General features: G+C 59.8%; 16 protein-coding genes and 1 pseudogene. 15 read left to right on the top strand and 2 right to left on the bottom strand.

The window, feature by feature from the left end; genetic code table 11:
• Positions 1 to 15: 15 nt before the first annotated feature.
• The 14 genes and pseudogenes from tusD to cobA all read left to right on the top strand — a co-directional run bounded on the left by tusD (position 16) and on the right by cobA (position 11,536).
• Complete coding sequence (gene tusD / locus IPP88_17915) at positions 16 to 375, top strand: sulfurtransferase complex subunit TusD (GenBank protein ID MBL0124520.1); 360 nt, start codon at positions 16 to 18, stop codon at positions 373 to 375.
• A 126-nt stretch (positions 376 to 501) separates the two neighbouring features.
• Positions 502 to 888 (top strand): sulfurtransferase complex subunit TusC, encoded by a 387-nt coding sequence (tusC, locus tag IPP88_17910; GenBank protein MBL0124519.1) that lies wholly within the window; start codon positions 502 to 504, stop codon positions 886 to 888.
• Positions 889 to 926: 38 nt separating this feature from the next.
• Positions 927 to 1,226, top strand: coding sequence for a sulfurtransferase complex subunit TusB (gene dsrH / locus IPP88_17905; protein ID MBL0124518.1), 300 nt, complete (start codon positions 927 to 929; stop codon positions 1,224 to 1,226).
• Between the two features lie 48 nt (positions 1,227 to 1,274).
• On the top strand, positions 1,275 to 1,607 hold the full coding sequence (locus IPP88_17900; protein MBL0124517.1) for a TusE/DsrC/DsvC family sulfur relay protein: 333 nt from the start codon (positions 1,275 to 1,277) through the stop codon (positions 1,605 to 1,607).
• Positions 1,608 to 1,663: 56 nt separating this feature from the next.
• Positions 1,664 to 2,398 carry a respiratory nitrate reductase subunit gamma gene (locus IPP88_17895; GenBank protein MBL0124516.1) on the top strand — a complete coding sequence of 245 codons (735 nt, stop codon included), beginning with the start codon at positions 1,664 to 1,666 and terminating at the stop codon, positions 2,396 to 2,398.
• Positions 2,399 to 2,401: 3 nt separating this feature from the next.
• Complete coding sequence (locus tag IPP88_17890; protein ID MBL0124515.1) at positions 2,402 to 3,892, top strand: (Fe-S)-binding protein; 1,491 nt, start codon at positions 2,402 to 2,404, stop codon at positions 3,890 to 3,892.
• Positions 3,893 to 3,950: 58 nt separating this feature from the next.
• Positions 3,951 to 5,909, top strand: a complete 1,959-nt coding sequence (locus IPP88_17885; GenBank protein ID MBL0124514.1) for an NAD(P)-binding protein — start codon at positions 3,951 to 3,953, stop codon at positions 5,907 to 5,909.
• A gap of 10 nt (positions 5,910 to 5,919) precedes the next feature.
• The gene (locus tag IPP88_17880) at positions 5,920 to 6,417 is read left to right on the top strand and encodes a hypothetical protein (GenBank protein MBL0124513.1); all 498 of its coding nucleotides are present in this window, start codon (positions 5,920 to 5,922) and stop codon (positions 6,415 to 6,417) included.
• Positions 6,418 to 6,497: 80 nt separating this feature from the next.
• Positions 6,498 to 7,217 carry a 4Fe-4S dicluster domain-containing protein gene (locus IPP88_17875; protein ID MBL0124512.1) on the top strand — a complete coding sequence of 240 codons (720 nt, stop codon included), beginning with the start codon at positions 6,498 to 6,500 and terminating at the stop codon, positions 7,215 to 7,217.
• A gap of 2 nt (positions 7,218 to 7,219) precedes the next feature.
• Positions 7,220 to 8,400: pseudogene (gene nrfD / locus IPP88_17870) on the top strand (polysulfide reductase NrfD).
• A gap of 106 nt (positions 8,401 to 8,506) precedes the next feature.
• Positions 8,507 to 9,958: a cobyrinate a,c-diamide synthase gene (locus tag IPP88_17865; protein ID MBL0124511.1), complete on the top strand. Its 1,452-nt coding sequence runs from the start codon at positions 8,507 to 8,509 to the stop codon at positions 9,956 to 9,958.
• On the top strand, positions 9,945 to 10,313 hold the full coding sequence (locus tag IPP88_17860; protein MBL0124510.1) for a TusE/DsrC/DsvC family sulfur relay protein: 369 nt from the start codon (positions 9,945 to 9,947) through the stop codon (positions 10,311 to 10,313). The genes IPP88_17865 and IPP88_17860 overlap by 14 nt, the downstream gene beginning before the upstream one ends.
• A 40-nt stretch (positions 10,314 to 10,353) precedes the next feature.
• Complete coding sequence (locus IPP88_17855) at positions 10,354 to 10,752, top strand: iron-sulfur cluster assembly accessory protein (GenBank protein ID MBL0124509.1); 399 nt, start codon at positions 10,354 to 10,356, stop codon at positions 10,750 to 10,752.
• A gap of 16 nt (positions 10,753 to 10,768) precedes the next feature.
• Entirely contained in the window at positions 10,769 to 11,536 is a 768-nt protein-coding gene (cobA, locus tag IPP88_17850; GenBank protein MBL0124508.1) for a uroporphyrinogen-III C-methyltransferase, read from the top strand.
• Between the two features lie 213 nt (positions 11,537 to 11,749).
• Here the strand turns inward: cobA and IPP88_17845 are convergent, their stop codons facing one another.
• Entirely contained in the window at positions 11,750 to 12,412 is a 663-nt protein-coding gene (locus tag IPP88_17845) for a response regulator (protein ID MBL0124507.1), read from the bottom strand.
• Positions 12,409 to 13,497, bottom strand: a complete 1,089-nt coding sequence (locus IPP88_17840) for a histidine kinase (protein ID MBL0124506.1) — start codon at positions 13,495 to 13,497, stop codon at positions 12,409 to 12,411. Before IPP88_17840 ends, IPP88_17845 begins: the two co-directional genes overlap by 4 nt.
• Before the next feature lie 475 nt (positions 13,498 to 13,972).
• On the opposite strand from IPP88_17840, the gene IPP88_17835 reads away from it, so the two are divergent.
• On the top strand, positions 13,973 to 16,876 hold the full coding sequence (locus IPP88_17835) for a molybdopterin oxidoreductase family protein (GenBank protein MBL0124505.1): 2,904 nt from the start codon (positions 13,973 to 13,975) through the stop codon (positions 16,874 to 16,876).
• Positions 16,877 to 16,909: the final 33 nt, after the last annotated feature.

Here is a 16,909-nt window from a genome sequence, read left to right as displayed (position 1 = left end):
CGCACGGGAAGCAACATGAAAATCGCATTGATGATCAACGAAGGGCCCTATACGCATCAGGCCGCCGACACCGCGTGGCTGTTCGCGCGCGCGGCGATCGCTGCGGGGCACCAGATATCGCGGGTATTCTTCTACCATGACGGCGTAAATGTGGCGTCTCGCCTCACCGAGCCGCCGCAGGATGACCGCCACATCGTCAACCGCTGGACCAAGCTTGGCCAGGATAACAAGATCGACTTGGTGGTGTGTGTCGCGGCGGCGTTGCGGCGCGGCATCAAGGATGAAAACCTCGCGCCCGGATTTCGTATTTCGGGGCTGGGGCAATTGGTCGACGCGGGCATCAAGGCAGACCGGCTGGTGGTATTTGGCGACTAAAGTCAAGCACTGGTGCGGCTTGCAGGCACAAAATGCCATGAAACACCCGCCAATGCTAGCGTTTCAGGTATCAGCGTAGTGCATTACCGTTATCCAGACAGACAGATTTGATCGGACACAAAGACGATGGAAGAAGAACAGACATCCGCCGGCAAGGTCAAGAAATTCATGATGCTCAATCGCAAGGCTCCGTATGGAACCGTGTACGCGCTTGAAAGCCTTGAAGTGGTATTGATCTCCGCGACATTCGATCAGGACGTGAGCCTGGTGTTCATGGACGATGGCGTTTACCAGCTTGCCAAGGGACAGAACACGAAAGGGATCGAGACCAAGAATTTTTCGCCGACCTATCGCGCGCTCGAAGGTTATGACGTGGAAAAACTCTACGTCGAGCGCGAGTCAATGGACGCGCGCGGCCTGACCGAAGCGGATCTGCTGGTGCCGGTCGAGGTCCTTTCCTCGGCGGAAGTAGGAAAGTTGATGGCGGAGCAGGACGTCGTCTTGAGCTTTTAGGCTTGGCGACACTGAACGAAGAGACACGGGGAAATTAAATGCTGCATATCGTCACCAAATCACCTTACGAAAAAAACGCGCTGGATAGCTGCCTGCGCGTGGCGCAAGCCGGCAATGCGGTTCTGCTGATCGAAGACGGCGTCTATGCCGCCGTGCGCGGCGGCAATGCCGCGGAGAAGTTGCAAAAAGCGGCCGCCTCGCTCAAATTGTACGCGCTTGCCCCGGATATCGAGGCGCGCGGCATGAAGGAACGCGTGATCGACGGCGTGACACTCGTGGACTACGCGGGTTTCGTGGAATTGGTCACGAGCCATCCGACCAACCAAAGCTGGCTCTGAACCAGCCGAACAACATTCGCTTCAAACCAACCGCTTAAGGAGATTGTTATGGCCTTTGAAATCAACGGCAAGACCTACGAAACCGACGAAGAGGGATATCTCCTCAATCTGTCCGAGTGGACCGAAGAAGCTGCCAAATACATTGCCACGACGGAAAACGTGGAAATGACCGAGGCACATTGGGAAGTGGTGAACTTTCTCCGCCAGTACTACAACGATTTTCAGATCGCGCCTGCCGTACGCGTCCTGACCAAGGCAATTGGGAAGCAACTCGGCGCGGACAAAGGCACCAGCAAGTACCTTTACGAGCTGTTCCCCTACGGCCCCGCCAAACAGGCGTGCAAGATCGCGGGGCTACCGAAGCCAACTGGCTGCGTTTGATCGAGCAGTTCCCTAGCAACTTCACAAGCGGCTGAAAGAACGAGGGCGAGAGCGACATGTCATTTGTCACACTACTCTACGTCGCGGCCTTCTACTTCGCCGCGTTGGTTTTCTTCGGCGGCCTTGCCTGGCGCATATCCGACTATGCGCGCACGCCCGCGCCGCTGAAGATTCCCACCACGCCGGCGCCGCTCGACAACGGCGGCGTCGCCTTGCGTATGGCGCGAGAAGTGGTGTTGTTCGAGAGCCTGTTCAAATCGAACAAATGGACCTGGCTGTTCGGCTGGCTGTTCCATGCCGCGCTGCTGCTCGTCACCCTGCGTCATTTGAGATACGTGACCGAGCCGGTATGGGTGTGGGTGAAACTGGTGCAACCCTTTGGCATGTATGCCGGATTCGCGATGGTTGCGGGACTGCTTGGCCTGTGGGCACGACGCTTTCTGGTTGATCGCGTGCGTTACATTTCGACCCCTTCTGATCACCTGATGCTGGCGCTGCTGCTCGCGATCGGCGCGAGCGGACTGGCGATGCGCTTTGTTGCACACACCGACATCGTCGCGGTCAAGGTATTCATGCTCGGCCTGCTCTATCTTGACCCGCAGCCACTACCAACCGAGCCGGTATTGCTGGTGCATCTGGGCCTCGTGGTCGTACTGATGGTTATTTTTCCCATCAGCAAATTGCTGCACGCTCCCGGCCTGTTTTTCAGCCCGACTCGCAACCAGTCCGACGACCCGCGCGAAAATCGCCATGTGACGTCGTGGGCCACGGCCCTGAAGCGGGAGGGATAAGCCATGGCCGTCGCGGAATTTGAAACACCCCGGCTAAAGGGCTACCCCGTCATCCCGCTGGTGCAGAAGGGAACGACGGCGCATCTCAAGCCCTTTGTCGCGCAACCGCCGATCCAGACCGCGCTCGGTTTTCCCGGCGAACTGGTCGAGAATTGGCAGGAGAAAGCCGTTGGAAAGATGGGCGAGTTGCTCGGCAAGTATCGCTCGCTCAAGGTGTACATGGATTCCTGCGTACACTGTGGGGCCTGTTCGGACAAATGCCACTATTTCCTCGGTACAGGCGACGCCAAGAACATGCCGGTGGCGCGCCAGGACCTGATGCGCAAGGTGTACCGGCGATATTTCACCTTTGCCGGCAAGTACTTTCCCAAACTGGTCGGCGCCGAGGACTTCACCCGCGAGATTCTAGACGATTGGTATAGCTACTTTAACCAGTGCTCCGAATGCCGGCGCTGTTCCGTGTTCTGCCCCTATGGCATCGATACCGCTGAAGTCACCATGGCCGCCAGGGAGATCATGGATTCGATCGGCATGGGCCAGAAGTACTCGAACGAAATTATCGGCAAAGTGCACCGCATCGGTAACAACCTTGGCATCCCGGAACCCGCACTGGAAGATACGCTGCTCGGGCTCGAAGAGGACACCAAGGAAGAAACCGGCCAGGACGTGAAATTCCCGCTTAACGTCGCGGGCGCCGAGGTGTTGGTGATCGTGCCTTCGGCGGACTTTTTCTCCGAACCGCATGTCGAAAGCCTGATCGGCTATGCCAAGGTGTTTCACGCCGCCGGCATCAGCTGGACGCTGAGCTCGCACGCCTCCGAGGCCGGCAATTTCGGACTGTTCATCGGCAACTATCAGCAGATGCAGAATATCTCGATGCGGGTGCGCGAAGCCGCGCTCGAACTCGGCACCAAACGCATCGTCGTCGGCGAATGCGGTCACGCGTGGCGCGTCGCCTACAGCTACTGGAATACACTGATCGGCCCGTTCGATTTTCTCGATTCGCGCTATCCTGTGCCGCAGCACATATGTGAATTCACGTGGGATCTGATCCAGCGCGGCGCGCTCCGATTCGACAAGGACGCCAACGACGATCGCATCATCACTTTTCACGACTCCTGCAACGTCGCGCGCGCGTCGCGCATGGGCCCGATGCCCGGGGGACAATTCGTGATTCCGCGCGCGATCATCACCTCGGTCGCCAACCATTTCCACGACATGGCCCGGGAGACGATTCACGAGAGCACCTTCTGCTGCGGCGCGGGCGGCGGACTGCTTTCCGATGATCTGATGGAACTGCGCGTCAAGGGCGCGCTACCGCGCATGGAAGCGCTGAAGACGGTCGTCGATGACCACGGCGTAAATTTCATGGCGACCATCTGCGCGATCTGCAAGGCACAGTTCAGCAAGGTATTGCCCTATTACGGTTTCGATATGAGCATGATCGGCGGCGTTCACCAATTGGTAAGCAAGGCGATCCGGCTCGAAAAATGAATGGTTCGACCTATATCCGCCGGTAGCGGCGGCCGTTCAAACATGAGGAGAGTCTGTCATGACAGACGTTGTTGACCAAACCAAGACACAAGCACTGACCTTCCGGCGCTACAAGGACGGCGATCATCAAACTGTCAACTGGCAGGAAGAGATCTTCGATGCCGATCACTCGCACAAGTGCCCGACCTATATCCAAAGCACGCCTCCCTGCCAGGGAAGCTGTCCCGCCGGCGAGGATATCCGCGGCTATCTCAACATCGTGCGCGGTGTCGAGAAACCACCGGCAGGCATGCCCTGGCAAGAGTACGCATTCCGCCGCCTCACCGAAGCCAATCCGTTTCCATCCGTCATGGGCCGCGTGTGCCCGGCGCCTTGCGAGTCCGGCTGCAACCGCAACGAGGTGGAGGATTTCGTCGGTATCAATTCGGTCGAGCACTTTCTCGGCGAGTACGCGATAGCCAACAACCTCAAGTTCACGCCACCCGCGACGAAAACTGGCAAGAGAGTCGCCGTGATCGGTGGCGGCCCGGCAAGCCTCTCGTGTGCGTACCAGCTTGCGCGCAAGGGGCATAGCGTCACCGTTTTCGACGATCACGCGGAACTGGGTGGAATGATGCGTTACGGCATCCCGGGCTTCCGTACGCCGCGCGCTGTGCTCGACGCGGAAATCAAGCGCATCCTCGACATGGGGGTGTCCACGCGGCTCTCCTGCCGAATCGGCACCGACGTGAAGATGGAAGAGGTCCGGCGCGATTTCGATGCCGTATTCCTTGGCATGGGCGCGCAATCCGGACGCGCGCTGCCTTGCGAAGGCACCGAGGCGCCAAATTGCGTGACCGCGACCGACTTTCTGCGCGCGTTCAATGACGGCCGCATGCGTCACGTGGGCAAGCGCGTAGTGGTGGTCGGCGGCGGTGATACCTCGATCGACGTTGCCACCGTGGCGCGCCGCCTTGGACACATCGACAAGGCCAACCCGAGCGATCGTCCGGAACTGGCCATCATGGGACATGTCGCGCACGATGTTGCCGAGGTTTCGGCAAAGTTCGGCGCGGAAGTGACGCTGACATCGGTTTTCAATATTGACAAGATGCAGGCCAACCGTCATGAGATTGATCAGGCGGTTGCCGAAGGCATCGCCATTCGCGGCGGCATGGCGCCGGTCAAGGTGCTTCGTGCGGATGATGGGCGGGCAATTGGCCTGCGTGTGATCCGCTGCGAGGCGAAATTTGTCGGACCGCGTCTTGAAATCAAAAACATCGAAGGCACCGAGGAAGACATACCCGCCGATCTGATCGTTTCGGCCATCGGCCAGGCGGTTGACTTCACCGGCCTTGAGGAATTCAACAATGGCAAGGGCGCGGTAGCCGCCGACCGCAACTATCAAGTCACGGGCAAGCAAGGCATATTTGTCGGCGGCGACATTATTCGGCCCCACCTGCTCACCACCGCCATCGGACACGGCGCAATTGCCGCCGACGGCATCGATCGCCATCTTGCCGGCGAGGCACTCGAAAAACGTCCAAAGATCGATGTCCACACTTTCGACCTGACGCGCAAGATGCTCGAAAAGGGTTACACCTTCAGCGAAGTCCACGAGCCGATACGTGGCACCGATGGAAGTACCGCGGCGATTCACAATTTCGACAATCGGTCGGATAGATACGTGATTCCTCACGATGAACTGTTCCTGGGACACTTCACGCGGACGCCGCGCCACCGCCGCGTCACCGTGACGCTCAACGCCGAGCAGGCGCTGGGCAATTTCGAGGAGCGCCTGCACACCTTGTCGGAGGCGGAAGTTGTCGCCGAGGGCAAGCGCTGCATGAGCTGCGGGCAGTGCTTTGAGTGCGATAACTGCGTGGTCTACTGCCCACAGATCGCCGTGTTCAAGGTACCCAAGGCGAAATCCACCACGGGTAGATATGTCGATACCGATTACTCGCGGTGTATCGGCTGTCACATCTGCAGTGACGTTTGCCCGACCGGGTACATCCAGATGGGACTGGGTGAGTGAGGTCACGCCCGTGACAAACAACGGCGCGATGATGCGGTCTGGCGTCTGGGTGCGCGACTTGCGCTTTGCGGTTGCCGCGCTGGCAGCGTTGCTGCTCGCTGCAATGTTTACGGGTCAGGCGATTGCCACGGAAGTGCCGAATACGCCCGGTCGCATCCCGCGCCCCGTGATCGAAAAGGCAGACGGCACGGCTTGTGTGGCGGATCCGGCGTTTATGCGCAAGAACCACATGGATCTCCTGAAGCACCAGCGCGACGACACCATGCACCACGGCATCCGTACGCCCAGGTTTAGCCTTGTCGGCTGCATCAATTGCCACGCCAGCAAGAAGACCAACAGTGTCGTCGCCGGTGCAGATAACTTCTGCCAAAGCTGTCACGCCTATGCGGGCGTCACCCTCGACTGCTTTGAATGTCACAGCGCCACGCCGGGGGCCGCATCCAGGGGTTCGCAGCCAGCTTCCACCCCTGCATCATCTGCAACCGCCGCAAACGGAGGCAAGCAATGAATGCTCCCGAATCGCGCAATGAACCAAACATTCTGATCACGCCTGACGCCAATGATGTCAGCACGAACGGCGAAAAGAACATGAGCCGTCGCGGGTTCATTGGCATCACCGCGAGCGCGATCGCCGGCGTCATGATCGCGCCTGGCATTCGCCTGATCGAAATCGCCTCCGCCAAACCGCTTGACCAGGCGGCTAGCAAGTCCGTGCGCTGGGGCATGCTGATCGACACTCGCAAATGCGCCAGTGGTTGCACCGATTGCGTGACCGCGTGCAATACGGAGAACGGACTTTCCGGCGGAAAGAGCGAAACCGATTCGCAGTGGATTCGCAAGTTCGATATCAAAAATTTGCAAAGCGGTCACACGACGTCGATGCCGATGATGTGCCAGCACTGCGCCGACCCGCCGTGCGTCGATGTGTGTCCAACCGGCGCCTCATTCAAACGCGCTGACGGTATCGTGCTGGTCGATCGGCACATCTGCATCGGTTGCCGTTATTGCGTATTGGCGTGTCCGTACAAAGCGCGGTCATTCGTGCATGAGCCTTTGACCAACCAGAAGCCAGATGTGCCGCGCGGCAAAGGTTGCGTTGAGGGCTGCACCATGTGCGTGCATCGAATCGACCGGGATCAGAAGCCGGCATGCGTCGAGGCATGCAAGGCGGCGGGGCATGAGGCGATCCTGTTCGGCAACCTCAATGATCCGAACAGCGAAATTTCCCGCCGAATCGCCAGCGTCGCCACGCACCAGGTGCGCGCTGACCTGCACCTCAATACCGGCGTGCGCTACGAGGGCCTCTGACCATGAAGCTGTCCTTCCAACAAGTTGAGTCGACAGGCCCGCGGCTTACCGGTTTGCTCGCTGTTCTCGGCGTGCTGCTGGCCGGTGGCGCGTGGGCGTTCTTCAACATGGAGCACCACGGCCACATTATCACCGGCATGAACAACCAGTTTGTATGGGGCATTCCGCATGTGTTCGCGGTGTTTCTGATCGTCGCCGCTTCGGGTGCGCTCAACGTGGCATCGATTGGCTCGGTATTCGGCAAGAGCGAATACAAACCGTACGCGCCGCTCTCCGCGCTGCTGGCGTTGGCGCTGCTGCTGGGCGGCCTGATTATTCTGCTTCTCGACCTGGGCCGGCCGGATCGCATGATCATTGCCATGACTCACTTCAATTTCAAGTCGATCTTCGCCTGGAACATGTTCCTGTATACCGGATTCATGGCGATAATCGCCGCCTATCTTTGGACTTCGCTGGTGCGCGAGGGCGCGGCGTGGAACAGGCCGGCGGGTTTTCTGGCATTCGGCTGGCGGATCATGCTCACCACCTGCACCGGGTCCATCTTCGGCTTTCTGGTCGCGCGCGAAGCCTACGATTCCGCGCTGTACGCGCCACTGTTCATCACGCTTTCGCTGGCGTATGGCACGGCAATATTTTTATCGTGCTCGCTGCCGTCGTGCGCGCCACGGGGGAAACGGTGCCACCGGCGATGCTCTCGCGTCTGCGCGGCCTGCTGGTCACATTTATCGTTGCCGGACTCTGGTTCGTTGCGGTTCTGCATTTGACCAACCTGTACATGACGAAACATCACGGCGTGGTGCGCTTCATCCTGCTCGATGGTGGCGTGATAACCGCAATGTTCTGGTTGGGCCAGGTCATCCTCGGCGGCGTGCTCCCGATTGCGCTGCTCACGCTGCCGCGTATGCGCGAATCGGCGCGCGCCACGCTGGTGGCCGCCGCCCTGGTGGTTCTCGGCGGTCTCGCACAGATGTACGTCACCATCATCGGCGGTCAGGCATATCCGCAGCCGCTGTTTCCCGGCCACATCGAGTCGAGCAGTTTCTTCGATGGTGTTGTTCACTTCTACCAACCCAGCGTGTTTGAATTGCTGCTCGGCCTGGGTGGTGTTGCCTTCGCTATCAGCATCCTCACCGTCGGCCTTCGCCTGTTCAGGTTTGCTCCGTACCGCTTGCCGGCTGAATAACGCAAGTTGTACCGTTGGCACTGATGAGTCAGAAGATTCCATTTTCAGAATGCAAATGCATTCCGGGCTTGCAGCGCGAAAACGCGCTTGATGGGCAACGATCGCAATGAGCACCCCGCGCATATTGGTTTCGGCGTCACACAAGTCGTCGGGCAAGACCACCGTCACGATAGGCCTATGTGCCGCGCTATTCGCGCGCGGGCATCGCGTGCAGCCGTTCAAAAAGGGGCCGGACTACATCGACCCCATGTGGCTGACAGCCGCGAGCCGACGCGACTGTCATAACCTCGACCCGTACCTGTCGGGTGAAGCAACCATGATTGCGTCATTCGCGAGACACGCGATCGGTGCGGACGTGTGCATCGTCGAGGGCAACAAGGGGCTCTACGACGGACTCGACCTCGACGGCAGTAACAGTAACGCCGCAGTCGCGCACGCCTTGGGATTGCCGGTGATATTGGTTATTGATGCGCGTGGCATGACGCGTGGCATCGCGCCACTGCTTCTCGGCTATCAGGCGTTCGACCGCAATCTCAACATTGCCGGTGTGATTCTCAATAACCTTGGCGGCGCACGCCATGAGTCCAAGCTGCGTGCGGTGATCGAGCACTACACGGACTTACCTGTTGTCGGCGCGGTACAGCGCGACGAGCTGCTTGCGGTCGATGAGCGTCACCTGGGCCTGATGCCGAGCGGCGAACTCGATGACGCGACAAGAAAAATTGATCAGATAGGTGAGATCATCTCGGCACAGGTTGATCTTGAACGTATCCTCTCCATCGCGGCATCCGCACCGCCGCTGGACTTGCCGGACATCAAGCCCGCAGAACCGCGCAGCCATGCTGATCGGCCGTTGCGTATCGGTGTTGCGCATGACAAGGCGTTCGGCTTTTACTACGCGGAAGATCTTGCGGCGCTCGAGGACGCCGGGGCAACGCTGGTACCGATCGACACGCTGCGCCAACGCTCGCTGCCGGCGCTCGATGGCCTTGTCATTGGCGGTGGCTTTCCCGAGGTGTTCATGGCCGAACTGGAAGCCAACATCGACTTGCGTCGGGCGATTGCCGACGCCATCCACGCGGGTCTGCCGACGTACGCGGAGTGCGGCGGCCTGATGTACCTTGCAAAAACGCTGACCTGGAAAGGCCGCACCTGTGAAATGGCTGGCGTCATACCCGGCGATGCCGTCATGCACGATCGCCCGGTGGGACGTGGCTACGTGCAACTTGCGCCGACCGGAAATCTGCCGTGGAGCGCCGCCATGCCGGCAACCGTGCGCGGCCACGAATTCCACTATTCCAGCCTGGAAAACCTCCCGGCCAGCACATGCTTTGGGTGGAAGGTAATGCGCGGACATGGCATTGACGGCCAGCGCGACGGTATCGTCATCGACAACCTCGTCGCGTCGTACGCGCACTTGCGCGGCGTGGATAACTGGGTACAGCCATTCGTTGCTTTTGTACGCCAAAAGACACTCTCCCGGGACACAATGCGCGCCAATTTGAACGCGCCACCAGGCGTGGAGATTGGCGGCAAGGTCGCGCATGCGTGCGCATAGTCATGCCGAATGGGTTTGCCGCGCGGTGCGTGTCGGCGACCAAATGATTGAAACCGACGCGGAAGGTTATTTGCGTAACCTCGACACCTGGTCGGAGGCGTTCGCTGATGCGCTCGCACGCGAAGAAGGATTGACGCTGACCCCCGCGCACTGGGAAGTGATTCGCTTTTTGCGACAATACTGGCACGAGCATGGCGCACAAGCGCAGGTCCGTGTAATGATTCGCGAGTTCAACGCGCGCTGGGGGCCGGAGCGCGGCAACAATCACCATCTGCATCAAATGTTTCCCGTTGGCGGACCGCAGAAGCAAGGCAACCGCCTCGCCGGACTGATGAAAACCAAGGGCGAACATTGATCGTCGACACCAACACCGTAAACGACACAAAGAGGCCGACATGTTCAGACTGACACCGCAAGCCGCAACACAAATTCACAGCGCTGCCCTCGCATCCAACGCGGCAGAGATGGCGTTGCGCGTCGCCGCCAAACAGGGATCGGATGGCGAGATCGAATACGTTATGGGATTCGATGATGAACACGAGAACGACACCGCGCTTTCCGTGGAAGGTGTGCGCGTGGTAATTTCCAGGCACAGCGCGGCGCTGCTCGCCGATATTGAGCTCGATTATGTGGAGCTGACACCGGGCGAGTTCAATTTCATCTTCGTGCCAAGCGCATCTGCGCCTGCAGCTTCAGCTACATCTATACCTGCACCTGCGCCTGCACCCAAATCAACCGGCGGTTGCGGCGGCGGTGGCTGTGGTGGCGGATGTTCGGGACGATCAAACGCGTAACGGTGATGGCGAATCCATGACGGACACGAAAAAAACTGGAACCGTATATCTGGTCGGCGCGGGACCCGGCGATCCCGAATTACTGACGCTGCGCGCCGCGCGACTGTTGAATGAGGCAGAGGTCGTTGTTTACGACGCGCTGGTCTCGCCGGAAGTGATGGCGCGCGTGGCACCCGGCGCCCGGCGCATTTATGCAGGGAAGCAGCGCGCCAATCACAGCATGCCGCAACAGGATATCAACGCGCTGCTGGTCGACCTCGCGCGCGAATATCGCGTGGTGGTGCGCCTCAAGGGCGGTGATCCCTTCATCTTTGGCCGCGGCGGCGAGGAAATGGAAGCGCTGGCCGCGCGCGGGATTGCTTTTGAAGTGGTGCCAGGCATCACGGCCGCGTGCGGCATCTCCTGCTACGCGGGCATCCCCCTCACCCACCGCGACCACGCGCAATCCGTTATGTTCGTCACCGGCCACCTCAAGGATGGCAGCACCGATCTCGACTGGCAGGCGCTGGCGCGCACCCGCCAAACGGTGGTGATCTACATGGGGCTCGGCGCGATTGACGAAATTTGCCGGCAACTGATCGCCCACGGCATGTCGCCGGAGACACCGATTGCGCTGGTGGAACGCGGCACCACGGTACGCCAGAAAGCGCTCACCGCAACACTTGCCACCATGCCGGCACGTGCTGCCGCCGTGACGATCACTGCACCAACGCTGACCATCGTCGGTGATGTGGTGCAATTGCACGACCGGCTTGCGTGGTACCACCCCGAGAGCGCGGGATAGCGTGAATATCTGCCTGGACCCGGTACGCGCCAGAAAAAGTCTAGCACTGGCGAGGCTTCCAGGCCGAAAATATCATGGAAGCCGCGCCGATGCTAGAGTTTTCAACTACCGAAGGCTACCCGGCAATTGTCCTTCGCCCGATGGCCTCGAATGACAAAGGGCGCAAGAAACGGCCAGTCATGGCGTAACCCTCAGGGAAAACGTCCTCCCCGCTTAGCGTCCCGGTGTCGTGGTGCGATGCTCGATCGCGAACACCGCCGCTTCAACTCGCGATGTCAGATTCAGCTTGGAGAGAATATGGCGCACGTGAAGCTTGACCGTATCGTGGCTGATATTGAGTACGCGCGCGATGGCCTTGTTGGTTTCACCGCGCGAGAGGTGGGCCAGGATTTCGCGTTCACGCTCGGTCAGCGAAGCAAATGGATCCGCGCGCGCGGAGTCCCGCTGCCCTGACTGCAGCATGTGCGCGAGTTTGAGCGTCATCGCCGGAGCGACCACCAGTTCGCCGCGCGCGGCACGCTGGATGGCCTCGACGACATCGTCAAGTTCCATGTCCTTGAGCAGGTAACCCCGCGCACCGGCGCGCAGTGCCGCCCAGATATCCTCCTCGGCGTCACTGACCGTGAGAATGATCACCGGCGTTGGTATTGCCAGGTCGCGCAGGCGGGCAAGGATGACCAGGCCGTCCGATTCCGGCATGCGCAAATCCATCACCATCAGGTCGGGTTTTTCATCGCGTGCCAGCCGAATCGCTTCCTCGGGATTGCCGGTACGCCCGATCACCTGCATACCGCCGCGCCGCTCCAACAAATCAGAAAGGGCCGACCGGCACAGCGCATGATCGTCGACCAGAACAACGCGAATGACGTCGCTCATGGCGTACCCCTCTTCAGCGGAACCTGCAAGAGCACACGCGTGCCGCCTCCCGCACGCGCGGAGAGGGTCAATTCCCCGCCAATTTGCGCGGCTCGTTCCTGCATGATGTTCAGGCCATAGTGTTCCGGCGCGCCGTCGGTGTGGACTCCCGTGCCATCGTCATCCACCGCGATATGCAGCGCCTGCGCGTGGCGCTCGACGAGGATAGAAGCAGTTTTGGCGTGCGCGTGCCGGACAACGTTTGCGAGCGCCTCCTGCACGATCAGGAAGACCTGCAATTCCTGCTCCGCGCCAAGCAACAGTTCGCCAGCGCGATTGTCGATAATGAGTGCGACGCCCGTGCGGGTCTGGTGCGATTCCGCCAACGCGCGCAGTGTGGTCATCAGGCCCCGCGGGTCCATGCTGCGGCGGAAATGCGTGAGCAGACCACGAATATCGGTGTAGGCATTGTCGAGCGCGTCGCGAATGTCGGCAAGGTATCCCGCAGCGCGACCGGCTGGCACCGCTTGCAATTCATCTTCCAGCAAGGCCAGGCGCATTTTCATGTACATGAGCGACTGCACGACGGAATCGTGCAATTCGCCGGCAATAATCTTGCGTTCACTGATCACGCTCTTTGCTACCGTCTGATTGTGCCGGCGGGCGTCTTGCAGGACCGCGCCGAACATCTCGCCCAACACACGCAATAGCGCCGGAATATCGGCGGGCAGCGGACGATCATCGGGCATGAACAAGTTGTACACACCGAACACCCAGCCTTTGTATTCGAGGCGCAGCGCCAATACCTTTCGACAGTCATCATCAAAGAAAACACTGGCGGTGTGCGTCTGGCATTCCTTTGAGTCGGCTCCCGCCACGCCATGTGCGTGCTGCAGCGCCGACCCGCAAACGCCACAGCCAACCGGTACCAGGCGTTCACGTTCCACAAATTCAGGCGGAAGGCCGACTGAACCGACCAACCGCATCGCCTGCTCGTCTTCCGTCAGGAGGCGCACCGCGCCGGCACGCGCATGGGCGAGCTTGACAATGGCATGCAGGAAGCGTTCGAGCTGCTCGTCGACACTCTCCGCAGTCGCCTTATCCAAATTATCCCAATTGTCCCAATGAACCCGTTGATCCCATTGTGCGCCCGAACTGATTCCGGCCCGGGCGGCACCAACCGCAGGCGTGACAAGTCCAACCGATGCAACGCGCTCCTCTATCAATCAGCCTCCTGGGCAGCGGTTCTGGGGGAAAACTGAGGCCAAACAGGCACGACTCAGCCTTCTCCGCAGCACAAACACAATAATTATTGTAATGCGCCAATGATACAAGTTTGGCGCGAGTCGTGCCGGGGCGGGCGGATGGGTGGAAAGGCTGTGTATGGCTGAAAGGGCGCGATTTACCTCGGTCACGATTACCTGCCACACCTTGCCGCACATCCACTTACCCACATGGGGTATTCGAGCATCCTCCCTCCCGGCTATAGACGCGGGGCGACGCATTTATGCCTAATAGTGCAGGCCATTTTCCGGCGACAATCCCGGGACGTGCGCCACTTTCTTCCGGGAATTCAAGACCATGGCAGTGCCATCCTCCACCGACGCGACAACTGCCACCGCGCCTGACCTGCAGACGCGCAACACGACATGCTATATGTGTGCCTGCCGTTGCGGCATTCGCGTGCACCTGCGCGACGGCGAAGTACGTTATATCGAGGGCAATCCCGACCATCCCCTCAACCAGGGAGTGATCTGCGCCAAAGGTTCGTCGGGCATCATGAAGCAATATTCGCCGGCACGGCTGACCAAGCCGCTGAAGCGCGCGCCTGGGAGCGAGCGCGGCGAAGGGAAGTTCGTTGAAATAAGCTGGGACGAAGCCTTCAAGACACTTGAAGAACGTCTAGGCAAAATTCGCGCGACCGACCCGAAAAAGTTCGCCCTCTTCACCGGACGCGACCAGATGCAGGCGCTGACGGGGCTGTTCGCACGCCAGTTCGGCACGCCCAATTACGCCGCGCATGGCGGCTTCTGCTCGGTCAATATGGCGGCCGGGATGATCTACACCATTGGCGGATCATTCTGGGAGTTCGGCGGCCCCGATCTGGAGCGCGCGAAACTATTCGTGATGATGGGTACGGCCGAAGACCATCATTCCAATCCGATGAAAATCGCGATCTCGAAATTCAAGCGCGACGGCGGGCGATTCATTTCAATCAATCCAATCCGCACCGGCTACTCGGCCATCGCTGATGAATGGTTGCCGATCAAGCCCGGCACCGACGGCGCCCTGCTGCTTGCACTGATCCACGAACTGATCGCCCTCGGCCTGTACGACCGCGAATTCCTGGTGCGTTACACAAACTCCGGGCAGTTGGTAAACATGGACGACGCCAACGACGAATTCGGCATGTTCGTGCGCACCGAAGTGCCCGAAGAAGAAGGCTGCTTCGACCCCCAGAACAAACTCTGGTGGGATCGTGTGAGCAACCGCGCGGTCGTGACGCACACCGAGGGGTGCGATCCGTTTCTGCTCGGCGAGTTCAAGCTATCAGACGGCACGGAAGTCAAGCCCGCGTTCCAACTCCTCAAGGAACGCGTTGAAGACTACACGCCCGAATGGGCGGCAGGCATCACCGGCATTCCGGCCGAAGCGATCCGCCGGCTGGCGCACGAAATGGGGATTACCGCGCGTGACCAGAAGATCGAGTTGCCCATTTCCTGGACCGACTCATGGGGCAAGGAGCACGACACCGTCACCGGCAATCCGGTCGCGTTCCACGCGATGCGCGGGCTGGCCGCGCATTCGAACGGTTTCCACACCACCCGTTCGCTGGCCATACTGATGACGTTGCTAGGCACCATCGACCGCCCAGGCGGATTTCGCCACAAGGCGCCGTTTCCGCGGCCGATCCCACCCTGTGCAAAGACGCCCAACACGCCACTGGCAATCAAGCCCAACACGCCGCTTGATGGCATGGCCATGGGGTGGCCGGCCGAGCCGGATGACCTGTTCGTGGATGACGACGGCAAACCGGTGCGGATCGATAAGGCGTTTTCGTGGGAATACCCGCTCTCGGTTCACGGCATGATGCACAACGTCATCACCAATGCCTGGCGCGGCGATCCGTACCCGATCGACACGCTGATGCTTTTCATGGCGAACATGGCGTGGAATTCGACGATGAATACGTCCGACGTCCGCGATATGCTCAACGACAAGCGCGAGGATGGCGAATACAAAATCCCGTTCCTCGTTGTCTGCGACGCCTTCCAGTCCGAGACCACCGCGTTTGCCGATCTGGTGTTGCCTGACACCACCTATCTCGAACGCCACGACGTGATGTCGATGCTGGACCGGCCGATTTCGGAATTTGACGGACCGGTCGATGCCGTACGCATCCCGGTTGTGCCACCCACCGGCGAGTGCAAGCCGTTCCAGGACGTGCTGATCGAACTCGCCAGCCGCCTGAAATTTCCGGCATTCGTGCGCCCCAATGGCGAACGCAAATATCGCGACTACCCTGATTTCATCATCAACTATGAAACCGAACCCGGTTCGGGCATTGGCTTCCTCGCCGGCTGGCGCGGCAAAGGGGGCGAGAAATTCATGCGCGGCGAACCCAATCCCCGCCAGTGGGAAATGTACGCACAGAACAACTGCGTTTATCACTACAAGCTTCCTGCTTCCTACCAGTACATGCGCAACTGGAACAAGGGCTATCTCGAATGGTCGCAACGCAACCGCATCCAGCGTTATGCGGAACCCATTCTGATTCACCTTTACTCGGAAGTGCTGCAAAAGTTTCGCCTGGCCGCGCAAGGCAAGGGCATGTCGCGCAAACCGCCCGAACATCTGAAGAAACGCATCGAGACCTATTTCGATCCGCTGCCGTTTTACTATGAACCACTGGAAGCCCAGCAGTCCGACCTCGCGAAATATCCACTCAACGCGGTAACCCAACGCCCAATGGCGATGTACCACTCGTGGGATTCGCAAAATGCCTGGTTGCGGCAGATTCACGCGCACAACCATCTGTTCGTCAACCCGCGTGTCGCGCGCTCGGCAGGAATTGAAGACGGCGGCTGGATGTGGATCGAATCAGAGTGGGGCAAAGTACGTTGCATGGCGAGTTATTCCGAAGCGGTCGAACCCGGCACGGTCTGGACCTGGAATGCTATCGGCAAGGCAGCCGGTGCGTGGCATCTCGCGCCCGGCGCCAATGAATCGCAACGCGGCTTCCTGCTCAATCATCTGATCAGCGAAGAACTTCCCGGCAAGCCCGGTGAAGGTACCATGTCCAATTCCGATCCGGTCACGGGTCAAGCGGCCTGGTACGACGTGCGGGTGCGGATCTACAAAGCGGATGCCGAGGAAGCAAAGGTTACCTGGCCGCAGTTTGCGCCCGTGCCTGCCCCGCCTGGAACACCGGCAACACGGCCCAGCTGGCTAGCCTATTTCGCAGGAAGCGGTGGACGAAAATGACGCAGCCTGAAACATTGGGACGCAACTCGACGA

This window comes from Betaproteobacteria bacterium (genome assembly GCA_016720925.1).
Lineage (GTDB): Bacteria > Pseudomonadota > Gammaproteobacteria > Burkholderiales > Usitatibacteraceae > UKL13-2.
The sequence above is the reverse complement of the archived record's forward strand: the minus strand, read 5'-3'. Positions and strand labels throughout refer to the sequence as shown.

Excerpts from the sequence above, each read along its gene's own strand:
- dsrH (MBL0124518.1), top strand. The coding sequence starts at position 927 with ATGCTGCATATCGTCACCAAATCACCTTACGAAAAAAACGCGCTGGAT.
- tusD (MBL0124520.1), top strand. The coding sequence starts at position 16 with ATGAAAATCGCATTGATGATCAACGAAGGGCCCTATACGCATCAGGCC.
- tusC (MBL0124519.1), top strand. The coding sequence starts at position 502 with ATGGAAGAAGAACAGACATCCGCCGGCAAGGTCAAGAAATTCATGATG.
- IPP88_17900 (MBL0124517.1), top strand. The coding sequence starts at position 1,275 with ATGGCCTTTGAAATCAACGGCAAGACCTACGAAACCGACGAAGAGGGA.
- IPP88_17855 (MBL0124509.1), top strand. The coding sequence starts at position 10,354 with ATGTTCAGACTGACACCGCAAGCCGCAACACAAATTCACAGCGCTGCC.
- IPP88_17835 (MBL0124505.1), top strand. The coding sequence starts at position 13,973 with ATGGCAGTGCCATCCTCCACCGACGCGACAACTGCCACCGCGCCTGAC.
- IPP88_17845 (MBL0124507.1), bottom strand. The coding sequence starts at position 12,412 with ATGAGCGACGTCATTCGCGTTGTTCTGGTCGACGATCATGCGCTGTGC.
- IPP88_17865 (MBL0124511.1), top strand. The coding sequence starts at position 8,507 with ATGAGCACCCCGCGCATATTGGTTTCGGCGTCACACAAGTCGTCGGGC.
- IPP88_17895 (MBL0124516.1), top strand. The coding sequence starts at position 1,664 with ATGTCATTTGTCACACTACTCTACGTCGCGGCCTTCTACTTCGCCGCG.
- IPP88_17885 (MBL0124514.1), top strand. The coding sequence starts at position 3,951 with ATGACAGACGTTGTTGACCAAACCAAGACACAAGCACTGACCTTCCGG.
- IPP88_17860 (MBL0124510.1), top strand. The coding sequence starts at position 9,945 with ATGCGTGCGCATAGTCATGCCGAATGGGTTTGCCGCGCGGTGCGTGTC.
- IPP88_17890 (MBL0124515.1), top strand. The coding sequence starts at position 2,402 with ATGGCCGTCGCGGAATTTGAAACACCCCGGCTAAAGGGCTACCCCGTC.
- cobA (MBL0124508.1), top strand. The coding sequence starts at position 10,769 with ATGACGGACACGAAAAAAACTGGAACCGTATATCTGGTCGGCGCGGGA.
- IPP88_17875 (MBL0124512.1), top strand. The coding sequence starts at position 6,498 with ATGAGCCGTCGCGGGTTCATTGGCATCACCGCGAGCGCGATCGCCGGC.